This window comes from Shewanella sp. UCD-KL21, assembly GCF_001957135.1.
GTDB lineage: Bacteria > Pseudomonadota > Gammaproteobacteria > Enterobacterales > Shewanellaceae > Shewanella.
In genome coordinates this window covers 148008-162607 of the sequence record NZ_MPHK01000007.1, presented here as the reverse complement: position 1 = coordinate 162607, position 14600 = coordinate 148008, and the positions used below count along the sequence as shown (strand labels likewise).

12 protein-coding genes and 1 other RNA gene are annotated in these 14600 nt (G+C 44.8%); 7 read left to right on the top strand and 6 right to left on the bottom strand.

Features of this window, described 5'->3' with window-relative positions; translation table 11 throughout:
* Nucleotides 1–102: 102 nt before the first annotated feature.
* Nucleotides 103–1395: an O-acetylhomoserine aminocarboxypropyltransferase/cysteine synthase family protein gene (locus tag BM739_RS08640; RefSeq protein ID WP_076539767.1), complete on the top strand. Its 1293-nt coding sequence runs from the start codon at nucleotides 103–105 to the stop codon at nucleotides 1393–1395.
* A gap of 107 nt (nucleotides 1396–1502) precedes the next feature.
* On the opposite strand, the gene BM739_RS08635 is transcribed toward BM739_RS08640, so the two are convergent.
* From BM739_RS08635 to zapA, 4 genes are all read right to left on the bottom strand, one after another.
* On the bottom strand, nucleotides 1503–2345 hold the full coding sequence (locus BM739_RS08635) for a 5-formyltetrahydrofolate cyclo-ligase (protein ID WP_254843512.1): 843 nt from the start codon (nucleotides 2343–2345) through the stop codon (nucleotides 1503–1505).
* Nucleotides 2346–2458: 113 nt separating this feature from the next.
* Entirely contained in the window at nucleotides 2459–3466 is a 1008-nt protein-coding gene (locus tag BM739_RS08630) for a hypothetical protein (RefSeq protein ID WP_139326854.1), read from the bottom strand.
* Between the two features lie 415 nt (nucleotides 3467–3881).
* A non-coding RNA gene (gene ssrS, locus BM739_RS08625) (6S RNA) lies at nucleotides 3882–4064 on the bottom strand.
* A 61-nt stretch (nucleotides 4065–4125) separates the two neighbouring features.
* The gene (gene zapA, locus BM739_RS08620; RefSeq protein ID WP_076539654.1) at nucleotides 4126–4434 is read right to left on the bottom strand and encodes a cell division protein ZapA; all 309 of its coding nucleotides are present in this window, start codon (nucleotides 4432–4434) and stop codon (nucleotides 4126–4128) included.
* A 581-nt stretch (nucleotides 4435–5015) separates the two neighbouring features.
* On the opposite strand from zapA, the gene BM739_RS08615 reads away from it, so the two are divergent.
* The 6 genes from BM739_RS08615 to gcvP all read left to right on the top strand — a co-directional run bounded on the left by BM739_RS08615 (nucleotide 5016) and on the right by gcvP (nucleotide 13266).
* Nucleotides 5016–5591 carry a UPF0149 family protein gene (locus tag BM739_RS08615; RefSeq protein ID WP_076539651.1) on the top strand — a complete coding sequence of 192 codons (576 nt, stop codon included), beginning with the start codon at nucleotides 5016–5018 and terminating at the stop codon, nucleotides 5589–5591.
* Between the two features lie 194 nt (nucleotides 5592–5785).
* Nucleotides 5786–7069 carry a 2-octaprenyl-6-methoxyphenyl hydroxylase gene (gene ubiH / locus BM739_RS08610; protein WP_083698104.1) on the top strand — a complete coding sequence of 428 codons (1284 nt, stop codon included), beginning with the start codon at nucleotides 5786–5788 and terminating at the stop codon, nucleotides 7067–7069.
* Between the two features lie 79 nt (nucleotides 7070–7148).
* A complete protein-coding gene (locus BM739_RS08605; protein WP_076539648.1) occupies nucleotides 7149–8360 on the top strand; it encodes an FAD-dependent oxidoreductase in 1212 nt (403 codons plus the stop codon).
* Between the two features lie 229 nt (nucleotides 8361–8589).
* Nucleotides 8590–9684: a glycine cleavage system aminomethyltransferase GcvT gene (gene gcvT, locus BM739_RS08600; RefSeq protein WP_076539646.1), complete on the top strand. Its 1095-nt coding sequence runs from the start codon at nucleotides 8590–8592 to the stop codon at nucleotides 9682–9684.
* Nucleotides 9685–9812: 128 nt separating this feature from the next.
* Entirely contained in the window at nucleotides 9813–10202 is a 390-nt protein-coding gene (gene gcvH / locus BM739_RS08595) for a glycine cleavage system protein GcvH (RefSeq protein WP_076539644.1), read from the top strand.
* Nucleotides 10203–10377: 175 nt separating this feature from the next.
* A complete protein-coding gene (gene gcvP / locus BM739_RS08590; RefSeq protein ID WP_076539641.1) occupies nucleotides 10378–13266 on the top strand; it encodes an aminomethyl-transferring glycine dehydrogenase in 2889 nt (962 codons plus the stop codon).
* Between the two features lie 294 nt (nucleotides 13267–13560).
* Here the strand turns inward: gcvP and BM739_RS08585 are convergent, their stop codons facing one another.
* Entirely contained in the window at nucleotides 13561–14238 is a 678-nt protein-coding gene (locus tag BM739_RS08585) for a GNA1162 family protein (protein WP_217697833.1), read from the bottom strand.
* Between the two features lie 8 nt (nucleotides 14239–14246).
* A complete protein-coding gene (locus tag BM739_RS08580; RefSeq protein ID WP_076539636.1) occupies nucleotides 14247–14600 on the bottom strand; it encodes a DUF4810 domain-containing protein in 354 nt (117 codons plus the stop codon).

The following is a 14600-nucleotide window of genomic DNA, read 5'->3' as shown; positions in this document are numbered from 1 at the left end:
TCGATTTGAACAACCTAGTCGAGCAATCTAGTCGAACAATGGATACGAACAATCTATCTAGGCAAAAAATAAGGTAAGGAAGGTATTATGTCTGCAGAAAATATGAAGCTTGAATCATTAGCATTACATTACGGTTATGAGTCAGAGGCCACCACCAAAGCCGCTGCCGTGCCCATCTACCAAACGACCTCTTATACCTTTGATGATACCCAGCATGGGGCCGATCTATTCGATTTAAAAGTGGCCGGTAACATCTATACCCGCATCATGAACCCAACCACTAACGTGCTTGAGCAGCGCTTAGCCGCCATCGAAGGCGGTATTGGCGCCTTAGCTGTCGCATCAGGCATGGCTGCCATCACCTATGCGATACAGGCGCTCACCCAAGTAGGCGATAACATTGTCAGTACTAGCCAGTTATATGGCGGTACTTATAACTTATTTGCCCATACTTTGCCGCGCCAAGGGGTTGATGTGCGTATGGCGGCCTATGATGATTTTGACGGCCTTGATGCCTTAATCGATGACAACACCAAAGCGCTGTTTTGTGAATCCATCGGCAACCCCGCTGGCAACGTGGTCGATTTACAACGCTTAGCTGACATTGCCCATAAACATGGGGTGCCGTTAATTGTCGATAATACTGTGGCAACGCCAGTGCTGTGCCGCGCTTTTGATCATGGCGCAGATATCGTCATCCATTCGCTGACAAAATACATTGGCGGCCATGGCACCACCATAGGCGGGGTCATCATTGATTCAGGTAAATTTGACTGGGTAGCCAATAAAGAACGCTTTGGGATTTTAAATCAACCTGATCCGTCTTATCACGGCGTGGTGTACACCGAAGCCTTTGGCCCCGCTGCCTATATTGGCCGTTGCCGGGTCGTGCCACTTCGTAATACTGGCGCAGCGTTAGCGCCGCAAAGTGCGTTTTTATTACTCCAAGGGCTAGAAACTTTAAGCCTGCGTATGGAGCGCCATTGCAGTAATGCCCTCGCCTTAGCCGAGTATTTACAGCAACACCCCAGTGTTAGTTGGGTTAACTATGCGGCATTAGCTGATAGCCCATTTAACGCGACATGTAAAAAAATCACTGGCGGTAAAGCGTCTGGCATCATCAGCTTTGGCATTAAAGCGGCCGATGCACAGGCGGGTAAAGTGGCTGGCGGTAAATTTATTGATGCACTGCAAATGGTGCTGCGATTAGTTAATATTGGCGATGCCAAGTCACTGGCATGTCACCCTGCCAGTACCACGCACCGTCAGTTAGACAGCGCAGAATTGGCCAAAGCAGGGGTGTCAGAAGACTTAGTGCGTATTTCGGTGGGCATAGAACATATCGATGACATTATTGCCGATATCAGCCAAGCGTTAGATAAAGCGGTGAGTTAAAGCCAGTGCTTTAATGCGTTATTATAACCTCTAAGGCTAATATTAAGCCCATCATGATGTTGTCGTGATGGGCTTTTTGCAGGTTAAATCGCCGACAGATTAATGATTTAGATGCAGGATATACGTCTTGTGGGGGTGATAATTATCGGTAACGGCACATCCCAATATTCGATGGGAAGTTGGCTCACTTGCTGGCAGTCATGGGCAAACCCGACCGCTAATGGTTTGCCATCAACCACTTGGCATAAGGTGCGATCGTAATAGCCACCGCCCATGCCCATGCGATTGCCTTTGTCATCAAACGCAACCAGTGGCGTGACAATCATATCCAGTTTATCTACTGGGATAATATCTTGCACCGACAGCGCAGGCTCTGAGATACCATATTGATTGATAACCATTTTTGAATTTGCATGGTAATGCAAAAACACTAAGTTACCTTTGCTAAACGGGTGAATGCGAGGTAAGTAAGTTTTTACCCCTATGTGCCACAGGGCTTCTATCAATTTTTGTGTTGCCAGCTCACCGTCATGGCTGATGTACAGAGCCACTGTTTGTGCATTTTTTTGCTGTATTTCTGCCAGCATATGGCGACAGGCAATTAACGACAGCTGGTGTTGTTCTGCTTGGGTGTAACTGTTACGTTCTTGACGAATATGCCGGCGAATAAAGTCTCGGTTCATACCTTGGCTATCAAATAAGGCGTAACGTTCTTGATCGCTCAGCTCAAAACCTTGGTCTTGATGGCTAAGGTTATCAATATCAAGATGTTGATTATCATCTGCCACAATACTCAGAGTTTGATGCGCACTAATATGGTGTTTATTGGTTTGCGCTATGGTGTTTGCAGGCTTATTGATGGAAGAGAAATAAGTGATACTGACAGTAGGAGTGCGAGAAGGTGAAGGTTCGACCGAGATGGCATTGGTCATTAAGCGGGTCATACTCATTATTGGCTGTACTCCATACTTGCCATGTCTATTAAGGTTAGAGTACTGCGTTCGAGGCTATTTTAAAAGGGCGACTGGCTAAATATCCCCCAGCCAGTCGCTTTATTGGATAGTTATTGGTCCAGTTTTAAAGATTTAAGCAATACGGCGCAGTCGTATTCAGAGAATGCGGTTTTGGCCTTTATCCAGAATCGTCTGCGGGTGGTGATAATCCCTGTCGCAACCGCTAATACTGCGATCTCAATATAAGTAAACGGTATATATTGAATAGCCGGTTCCAGTATAGCGCCTAAATATTGCGAGTAATGAGTATAGTGCTCTGGCATAAATTGCACTTGAGCGCTCAAGCTTGCTAAGCCGATTTGTAGCACTGCGACACCCGCCACAGCAGCCACACCTGCCAGTATTTTAAAGTACCACTTTTTAGGTCCAAAAAAGCCAACAAAAACCAGATATAAACTTAGTAGTAATGCACCACCCACTAGCATGTTGGTGGGGAGCAAAGGGTAGTGACTAATGCTTAACACGACAGCAAGAAGCTTGAGTGACATGTATGAAAAAACATAGCCAGAAAATACTGTTAACCCTAGCCGTTTTTGTTGGCTAATTTGCTTCCAATACAGTTTAGGAATAGCGACATATAATCCCCAAAACCATGCTAGGACGATGGGGTAGTTTGACCAAGCGGGAAGTCCATAAAGGCTGAATCTAGCTAACAGAAAATCAATAAAAAATTGATAATGGCTTAGCAGGCCTGAGCGATACTCTGCATCATAAATCATTTCAGGTGCTAGCATGGCAAAACACATGGCGACTATAGCTAAAATTAATCCCCAATTAACAATGCCTTTGATCAACTGCCAGGCAAAGCCTTTGCTATTGTGTTTTTGAAGTTGAGATAACAAGCTTTGGTAATTGGTGACTACTGCCTCTTTGATATCTTTTGACACCCAGTTTTCAGTCAGTAAGGGGATATCTGTTTTGGTTTCATGGGCTTCAATAATGTTTTTAATGGCCGGAATAGCTAATGCCTTCTTATCATCGTCTTTGTCGCCAGCGGCTAACTTTTTAGCATTTTTCCACACCCCGGGATCATATACGCCACCGGCATTATGCGTCACATTTTTGGTACCTGCAAAGCACATGGTGGTATCGGTTTTATCTATGCTCGTGGGATTGCGAAGGTGCTGGTTGATTAAGTGTTTGGTGGATGATTCAGTGTTTGGTAGATGAGTAAGTAAGCGCTAATTTCAGCCATAAAAAACCACCATGAAGATGTTGTTTAAAAATGAGTTACTTTGCCAGAATACCAAGTTTGTGAAGAGGCTGGACGATTAAGTGCTCGGGGAATGAGTAGGTTAACGCTAATTTCAGCCATAAAAAACCACCATGAAGATGTTGTTTAAAAATGAGTTACTTTGCCAGAATACCGAGTTTGTGAAGGTGCTTGGATAATTAAATGCTCGGGGATAAGTAGGTTAACGCTAATTTAAGCCATAAAAAAACCACCATTGAGGTGGTTTGTTTTAAATTAAATTGCTCCCCAGAATACCGACCGTCGGTGCAGCCCTTGAACCGTAGGTTCAAGGCGGGAAAATGTTCATATCCTAAGGTTTCTCGATACGAGCCGAGCATACGCAATGTCAATGAAAGCATTCACCCTGGGTTTGTAAATATCGGCACAGGGACATAACCTACAAGCGAATATCCCAGGGAGCAAAACAGGGTTGAATCAGGTACTGTTAGCCATTACTAGCGGCAATACATAATTCTAAAATTGTTAACCTTTCTTGGTGGTTCGTTCAAGCAACGAGTTTTCTAACGTTGATTGTAATAACGAGATACGCTCATCCATTTGCGCCATATACTGCTGATTTTTTTGCTGCTCTTCATACAACTCATGACCAATATTTAACGCGGCCATAATGGCTAATTCTTCGCGACTCAAATTGTTGGTACGTGTTTTTAATGTAGAAAGCTGCTGTTCGACACCCTTGGCAATCGCACGTAAAGCATCCTCTTGTCCCTTGGGACAATTAATCGAGTAGGTGCGCCCTAACAGGGAGATATCAATAGCACTATTACTCATGCTTCGCTGAAGATCCTTATTTGTCGAAAAATAAAAATTGTAGCAGGTTAACGACTGACCTCGCGATAACGCCTCTGCGTTACGCTTTTACCACAGTTGATAACGGTATTAGTCTGTTTGCGGACTATATAGCGCTACTATTAAAAGTGCAAGGTAACTCGCCGCCTTTACGATTATTTGCTTGTTGTCTGAGCATAATTAATCTTAAAACATAATTATGGCTAAACTCTCTACACGTCAGGCTGGACAACTCGTTAAGCGCCTAGCTGATCGTTATCGCTAGGCTGATACAAGCAGTCATTGCAATAGCCGTTACAATAGCCGTTACAATCGTCATTTCTATTTATACAAATTAATGGCATCGAACAGTTTACCGTTTAAGAATACTCGCTTTAGTGCAAAACGCTTAGTTGATTGCGTTATAGACAAGACTGTTAATATCAGCTTTAGCTTTATAGCGGCGGGGTTAGTGAAGCTTTGGTCAATTTGCTATTATACTTAGCAAATCGCAATGAACAATTTGGTGGCAGTTATTAACTCTGCTAGCATTGCATCTGATCGAATATAACTGGAACAATATCATGGCAACCCCTCCTTCTTTATGTATTGAAAAACTAAAACAAGCGTTAGATTCAGCTGAAATTGGTCAGCATCCTGTTGAGGTGCATGGCGCATTAGTTGGTTTAATTTGTGGTGGGGTAGATCAAGCAAAATTAGCTTGGCAAAAGCCATTACTTGAATTGATGAATGACGGTCAAGCAGTCAGCACTGAACTGCAACAACTTATCAATGAATTATTCCAAGACACAGCGACTCGCTTAAGCGATGCTGAATTTGGTTTTACGCCGTTATTACCAGAAGAAGAAGAGCTACTCAGCTTGCGCTTAGAGTGCCTTGCCCTATGGGTGCAAAGCTACTTAACCGCAATTGCGCTTATTCAGCCAAAGCTTAACGGCGCATCAAGTGATGTGCGCGAAATCATCCAAGATTTAGGTGCTATTGCACAAGTGGAATTTGATGTTAGCGATGATGATGAATCAGAAGCTGCATTTATCGAACTGCACGAGTTTGTCAGAATGGCGGCTATTTTATGTTATTCAGAATTTGGCCCAGAAATGCCATTAGATGAAGAAGCGCCAGTAGCGCCGCTACACTAATTAGAATGTAGCTTTCGCCTTGGGCCGTGTTGGCTCGGGGTGAAAGGTCAGCTGGCATCACAGATACTTGAGTTCAGCCAGAACATGAGTCAAACACGAGCCAGCAACATGGCTAAAAGCTGTATCAATAGCAATACCATCATCACAATATTCAATTCATATCATAATTAACAAAAACAATAAGAACAGGCTTTATGACTGAGTTAAACGCGAAGACAGATAGCAAACAGGCAAGTGCCCCATCACCACAGCCACCACAACAGGTGGATATTACTATTGTTGGCGGCGCTATGGCAGGAGCCAGCTTAGCGCTAGGATTAGCCAAACTATCAGCCAAGCATGCAAGTCTTTTGAAGCGTCCTTTATCTATTGCCTTAATTGAAGCGCAAAAACCTGATGATAATCACCCAGGGTTTGACTCGCGCTCAATCGCCATTGCCCACGGCTCAGTATTTGAGTTAACTCAACTGGGTATCTGGCCAACTATCGCCAGCCTTGGCAGCGATATTGAAAATATTCATATCTCAGATCGCGGCCACTTTGGCATGACCGAGCTTAACGCTGAGCAATTTGGCCTGCCATCAATGGGGCAAGTGGTTGAGCTAGCGAAAGTCGGTAAAGTCTTGTTTGAGCAACTACAACAAGCGGATATCAAATTACACTGCCCAGCAAGCCTAACTCAGCTTGAAACCGATATCGATGGTCACACGATTACCCTTGATAACGGTCAGCAAATTCGCAGCAAGTTGTTAGTGGCTGCTGATGGCGCTCACTCCAAAGTGCGCCAAGCGTTAAAACAAGATGTGACTCAAGTTGAATTTGAACAAGTGGCGCTGGTGGCCAATGTAGAAACGGACAAGCCCCATGAAAGTTGGGCTTATGAGCGTTTTACTGACACTGGTCCATTAGCCTTATTACCCATGGCGCCAATAAATGGTAAAACTCGCTTGTCATTAGTGTGGGCGCTAGATGCTGAGCAAGCCCAGCAGTTTAAACACTGTGATAAAGCCGACTTTTTAGCCGCGCTGCAACAGGCCTTTGGTAACCGCGCCGGGCGCTTTATGGATGTCGGCTCACGGGTGAGTTATCCATTAACCTTATCTTACATGCCAAGACCGATTTATCATCGCACTGTGTTTATTGGCAATGCGGCGCAAACCTTACACCCCATAGCAGGTCAAGGCTTTAACCTAGGTCTACGTGATGTGGTTGGATTAATTGATGCTGTTGAAACAAGTATTAAAGCTGGCATTGAAAATGTAGACCTTGGCCACAATTCGCTTATCCATCATTATCTTGCATCAAGACAGCAAGATAGAATGGCCACCATTAATAACGTTGAATTTTTAGTGCGCGGCTTCTCAAATCAGTACTGGCCATTAGTGGCAGGGCGCAGTTTAGGGTTAAGATTATTATCTTGGTGTCCACCACTTAAAGCGCCGATTGCTCATAAAGCCATGGGCTGGAAAAGCGCTTAAGCTTTTTATACTGTGACTAGCACATAGCACATAGCACATGCCGCAGCGCGCTTGATAACCAGAAAAATAAAGGATTAACATGTTTCAAACTCAAACCTATGATGTAGCCATTGTTGGCGGTGGTATGGTTGGCTTGGCAACAGCAATTGGTTTAGCTGAAGCAAATCTGAATGTGGTGGTTATTGATGCCGGCCAAACTGAAGCGGTATCAGGTGAGCCACGCCTGCGGGTAAGCGCCATTAACAAAGCCAGTGAGCGATTACTGACTAACTTAGGTGCTTGGCAATATATCGATACCGAACGTGCTACCCCATATTCAAAAATGGCGGTGTGGGACAAAGACGGTTTAGGTAAAATCGCCTTTGATGCTGCCAGTATCAGCGAGCCCTCACTAGGGGCGATTATTGAAAACCAAGCCATCAGCTTTGCCTTAGCAAAACGCGCCGCAGAACTCTCAAACATCACCCACCTTGAAGGCCAGCGACTAGAGCGTATCGCCTTTGGTGAACGTGAATCATGGCTAACCTTAGATAACGGCGACAACCTAAGCGCCGCACTGGTGGTTGCCGCTGATGGCGCTAATTCTTGGGTGCGCAGCCAATGCCAAATTCCATTAACCTTTTGGGATTATGGTCATCACGCCATTGTCGCCACAATTCGCACCACTGAGCCCCACGATGCCACCGCCCGTCAAGTGTTTTTAGCCGACGGCCCATTGGCGTTATTGCCATTGTATGAAGACAATTTATGCTCAATTGTGTGGTCAGTATCGCCCCAGCAAGCTGAAGAATTATTAGCCTTATCAAGCGATGAGTTTTCAAAAGCCTTAACCGCCGCATCAGATGGCCGTTTAGGCATTTGTGAGCTGGTCAGCGAGCGACAATCTCACCCACTGCGGATGCGTTATGCCCGCCATTTTGCGCGCCATCGTTTGATTTTAGCTGGTGACGCCGCCCATACTATTCATCCGTTAGCAGGTCAGGGGGTAAATTTAGGCTTTTTAGATGCCGCCAGTATTATTGAAACCATTAGTGAGTTACATGATGCCGGTAAAGATCTTGGCGATTACGCCAACCTTCGCGCCCTTGAGCGCTGGCGAAAAGCCGACGCCATTGAAATGATCAGCGCAATGGAAGGTTTTAAAAGACTATTTTCTGGTAACAATCCCATCAAAAAAGCCTTCAGAGATCTGGGTTTAAACCTAGTTGATAATGTCGCAGGACTAAAAACAGTGTTCATCAAACAGGCTATAGGCAATAAAGTGAAACTTCCTAAGCTGTGTCGAGATTAAATTTTTTAGTAAATTCGGCCTAAAACTCCTTATATATCAGGGGATGGGCCGAGTTAGCCTAAATAAAGATATTAAAACGTCCATAGTCGCATTAGCTAAACTAATGACAAAGTCTCAGATTAGAAAATTTCCTACTATACAAAATTAACCCTGTGGGTATAATTTTGGCGCATTTATAAAATACCTTCATTAGTTTTACCCTCAGAAGGTTCATAAAAAAGAGATAATAATGGCTAATAAAACTGTACTCTTTAACAAGCACTTAGAATCAAATGGCAAGATGGTAGACTTCCACGGTTGGGACATGCCACTTAACTACGGTTCACAAATCGAAGAACATAACGCCGTGCGTCAAAACGCTGGTATGTTCGATGTATCACACATGACAGTGGTTGATGTGACCGGTACCGATGCTTGTGCATTCCTACGCAAATTATTAGCAAATGATATTGCTAAGCTTAAAGTTGCTGGCAAGGCGCTATACAGCGGCATGTTAGATGACAATGCTGGCGTCATTGACGACCTTATCACTTATTATCTTAGCGATACCCATTACCGCGTTGTGGTTAACTCAGCAACACGGGTAAAAGATTTAGCATGGATGGAAAAACAATCTGCAGGCTTTGAGGTGACGATTACTGAGCGCCCTGAACTTGCGATGATTGCCGTTCAAGGCCCTAACGCTAAAGCCAAAGCCGCCACGGTATTCAGCGCTGAGCAAAACGCCGCCGTTGAAGGCATGAAGCCATTCTTTGGTGTGCAAGCAGGTTCACTGTTTATTGCTACTACCGGTTACACCGGTGAAGTTGGCTACGAAATAATCGTCCCTGAAGCAGAAGCAGAAAGCTTGTGGCAAGCCTTACTCGAAGCAGGCGTACAGCCTTGTGGACTTGGCGCCCGTGACACCCTGCGTTTAGAAGCCGGCATGAACCTTTATGGTTTAGACATGGACGAAACTGTTAATCCATTAGCCGCTAACATGGGCTGGACTATCGCATGGGAACCAAGCGAGCGAGACTTTATTGGCCGCGAAGCATTAACTGCCATTAAAGCCGCTGGACCAGACAAATTAGTTGGCCTAGTGATGGAGCAAAAAGGCGTACTGCGTCACGGCATGCCAGTATTTTTTACTGATGCAGACGGCGTAGAGCATGAAGGCTCAATTACAAGCGGCACCTTCTCGCCAACCTTAGGTTACTCAATTGCCATGGCAAGAGTTCCAAAAGGCATTAGCGACATAGCAGAAGTGGAAATGCGTAAAAAGCGCGTAGCTGTTAAAGTAATAGCGCCAAGCTTTGTCAGAAATGGTAAACAAGCATTCTAACCAAAGCGTTATAAATGCTTGTATTGAAATCACTGAATAATAAAAAGTGTTGCTAATGAGGTTGTTAGCCAGCACTTAAATAACACTAACGATTACGCTTTAAATTTATAGATATAGGAATTACGACAATGAGCAACATTCCAGCTGAACTTAAATATGCATCATCTCATGAGTGGATCCGCAAAGAAGAAGACGGCACTTACACTGTCGGTATCACTGAGCATGCACAAGAGCTATTAGGTGACATGGTATTCGTTGAATTACCAGAAGTTGGCGACACAGTGACAGCCGGTGAAGATTGCGCAGTCGCTGAATCAGTTAAAGCTGCATCAGACATCTATGCACCGATTTCAGGTGAAGTGATTGCCGTAAACGAAGCATTAGAAGACTCACCAGAGCTAGTAAACAGCGAAGCATTTGGCGAAGGTTGGTTCTTCCGCGTTCAGCCTTCAGACGAAGCTGAAGTGGCTAACTTGTTAGACGCTGACGGTTACCAAGAAGTGATTGACGAAGAATAATCGTCGACGCTACTAGAAGCTCCCTTGGGAGCTTCTTTTGTTTTACCTTTAAATATTTAAAGGCATTAGCGATCCTTACGTCCCGCGTATCAGTATTGCATTACAACATTTTTTTCCTAGACCAGCTATTGATGCCCTACCGCAAAATACTGGCAGATTTGGAACACGATTTCTCATGACAAAGCAGACCCTAACTCAATTAGAGCAACACGAATTGTTTTTAAGCCGCCATATCGGCCCAAGCCAAACTCAACAGCAAGAAATGTTGAATTTTGTTGGCGCAGAATCGCTTGAAGACTTAACCGCACAAACAGTGCCGGGTTCAATTCGTTTACCGCAAGAATTGACCATTGGTGATTCATGTGGCGAAGCAGAAGGCACCGCTTACATCCGTGGCATAGCAGACAAAAACAAAGTCTTTAAAAGCTATATCGGTATGGGCTACTACGGTACAGAAGTACCCAATGTCATTTTACGAAATGTGTTTGAAAATCCGGGTTGGTACACAGCGTACACCCCGTATCAGCCAGAAATCGCCCAAGGCCGTTTAGAAGCCATTTTAAACTTCCAACAAGTGTCTATGGACTTAACCGGACTCGACCTTGCCTCAGCCTCATTACTTGATGAAGCAACCGCCGCCGCTGAAGCAATGGCCATGGCCAAGCGAGTATCAAAAGCTAAAAAAGCTAACATCTTTTTTGTTGCCGATGACGTATTCCCACAAACATTAGACGTAGTGCAAACCCGCGCAGAATGTTTTGGTTTTGAAGTTATCGTTGGCCCAGCACACGAGGCTGCTAACTACGAGTTATTCGGCGCATTATTCCAATACACTAACCGTTTTGGTGAGATCAACGACAACACCGAGTTGTTCGCCAAGCTGACTGAAAAGAAAGCCATCATCACAGTTGCTGCCGACATCATGTCACTGGTCTTACTTAAATCACCCGGGGCGATGGGCGCAGATATCGTCTTTGGTAGCGCTCAGCGTTTTGGCGTGCCAATGGGCTACGGCGGGCCGCATGCGGCATTCTTCGTTGCCCGTGACGCCCACAAGCGTTCAATGCCAGGTCGTATTATTGGGGTATCAAAAGACACCCGCGGTAATAAAGCCCTGCGTATGGCAATGCAAACTCGCGAGCAACATATCCGCCGCGAAAAAGCCAACTCAAACATTTGTACGGCGCAAATCTTATTAGCCAATATGGCGTCGTTCTACGCGGTATTTCACGGCGCGGTTGGCCTTAAAAACATCGCTAAACGCATTAACCGTTTAACTGACATTTTAGCCGTTGGCCTTAAAACCAAAGGCGTTGAGTTAGTTAACAATACTTGGTTTGACACTATTTCATTAACCGGCCTTGATGTAGACGCAGTGACGGCGCGCGCCACCGCCGCAGAAATCAATCTGCGTATCGACCACGACGGTATTGTTGGTGTTAGTCTTGACGAAACCACCACCCGTGAAGATATCGCCCAGTTATTTGATGTTATTTTAGGTGCAGATCACGGCCTAGACGTAACAACACTCGATGCTGACATTCTGGCTGGCGCAGTGCAATCAATTCCAGTTGAGCTAATCCGTCACGACAAGATTTTGTCTCACCCAACATTCAGTAGCTACCAAAGCGAAACTGAAATGATGCGTTACATCAAGCGTCTTGAGAATAAAGATTTAGCCTTAAATCATTCAATGATCTCGCTAGGCTCTTGCACCATGAAGCTAAACGCAGCCGTTGAAATGCTGCCTGTCAGCTGGCCTGAATTTGCTAACATGCACCCATTCTGCCCGCTTAACCAAGCCGAGGGTTATACCCAGTTAATCAATGAGCTATCAGACTTTCTCGTTAACATTACTGGCTACGATGAAGTCTGTATTCAGCCAAACTCTGGCGCACAGGGCGAGTACGCTGGCCTGTTAGCGATTAAGAAATATCACGAATCACGCGGCGAAGGCCACAGAGACATCTGTTTAATCCCGCAATCTGCTCACGGTACTAACCCAGCGTCTGCGCAGCTTGCAGGCATGAAAGTGGTTGTTACCGCTTGTGATAAAGACGGTAACGTTGACCTTGAAGACTTAAAAGCCAAAGCGGCAGAGCTTGCAGATAACTTATCTTGCATCATGATCACCTACCCATCGACCCACGGTGTGTATGAAGAATCAATTAGCGAAATCTGTGAAATCGTTCATCAACATGGCGGTCAAGTGTACCTTGATGGCGCCAACATGAACGCACAAGTTGGCTTAACATCACCGGGCTTTATCGGCGCTGACGTATCGCACCTTAACCTGCATAAAACCTTTGCTATTCCACATGGCGGCGGCGGACCAGGTATGGGCCCAATCGGCATTAAAAAGCATTTAGCGCCGTTTGTTGCAGGTCATAAAGTAGTAAAACCTGGCCGCGAAAGCGACCACAATGGCGCAGTATCAGCCGCGCCATACGGCAGTGCCAGCATCCTACCTATCAGCTGGATGTACATTAAGTTGTTAGGCACTAAAGGGGTTAAGCAATCAACTCAAATGGCATTGCTAAACGCTAACTACGTGATGAAGAAATTGTCAGGTCATTACCCAGTATTATTTACTGGCCGTAATGAGCGCGTAGCGCACGAATGTATTATTGATTTACGCCCACTGAAAGAAACCTCAGGTGTCACTGAAATGGACATCGCTAAGCGTCTAAACGACTATGGCTTCCATGCGCCAACCATGAGCTTCCCTGTTGCGGGTACCTTAATGATTGAGCCAACAGAATCAGAGTCAAAAGTTGAGCTAGACCGTTTCATTGAAGCGATGATCGCAATTCGTGGCGAAATCGCTAAAGTCGAAGCAGGCGAGTGGCCAAGCGACAATAACCCACTGCACAATGCACCGCATACTATGGCAGACATTATGGACCCTGAGTTTGACTCACGCCCTTACAGCCGTGAACAAGCCGTGTTCCCAAGTGCAGCGGTTAAAGCGAATAAGTTCTGGCCAACGGTTAATCGTATTGATGATGTTTATGGAGACCGCAATCTAATGTGTAGTTGTGTACCCATTGGTGAATATGAATGATGATAATGGCTGCTTAGGCTCGCTACTGCGGCGTTGAATTTCAGCTTTCGTGCTCATTGACACCAGTCAACTCCGCGCGAAAGCTTTCAATTCGCCTGTCGCCGAGCTGTTCATGTAAAGAGCAGCATCGCCAGCGACGCCATTATCGAGGTAGTTGACTTCATTGAAGTTTAGATATTTATTAAAGTAAAAAAGCGAACCGATTGGTTCGCTTTTTTGTTGGCTACTTAACCTTAGTAATACTGCATCAGCTGCTTTTTGTTGTTTGGGAGTCTGACTCCACTTTTTTATTGATTAGAATCTCTCTACTGGGGCTGTAGCGAGTTCTGGGATAACATTTTTTACTTTTCCATCTTTTAGGTAATTAGGGTGGTATTTACCTACAGGAAGAGTTGTTACTGCGTTGGCGTGAACTCGTCTTGCCACTGGTACGTAATCAGTTGCTGCAGTGGCGATTGCTGTAACGATTATGTCGGCAATTAAATTACCTGAAGAGCCAGAAGTATCTAACACGAATGTGTTTTGGTACGACCATAAAACGTTATTTGTTTCTGCTGAAACTAGTACGTATTCCATACCAACAGTCACATTGCCAGCAATGACCATGTAATTGGTTTCCCATGTTTTCAGCTTAATAAATAGTACTGACTCAGCGCCAAACTTATCTTTGTAAGTAGAAAAAGGGATTCCTTGTAGCTGCGTGCCATCAATGATCCCAGCTTCCTTGAAGATGTTGCTTACAATAGGTACAGGTAAAACATAATAGCCTTTATCGGCTAGAGGTTGGGCAACTGTTGCATTAAGAAAATCTGGCGCTTCTGCGGCTGTTGTTTCATTGATAACAGGAACGATAAGCATGGTTTGACGATTCACATCTGAATACATATCAGGAAATGCGGCTTCCTTAGTTGTCGTAGTCGCTGCACAACCTGACATGAGAAAAACAAGAGTAATTGAAATTAATATGCGCATGTTCATTCCTATTTTTGATCTGTAATTAAACGTTCAATAAAGCCTTTGGATTCTGGGTACAATTCAGCTTCTTGGCGGTAATAATTGATACTGCTATCCTTGTCTCCTCGCTTAGCTGTAATGTAGCCAATTTCTGCATATATTCCTGGCGGTACCTTTAAGCCTTTTTTCTCTGAAACATTAACAATATCATTTAGCTCATTGAGGTGCTCGGTGACACTTTGCTCTGAGGGTGCTTTAATATATTCATAATAAGTTTCAGAATAGCTTCCCCAGTAGTAGCCACTTTCGGTAACCGAAGCACAGCCAGCAAACATAAATGTTGTGGCAATAATGAAGAAATATTTTGTTTTAGTTAGCAT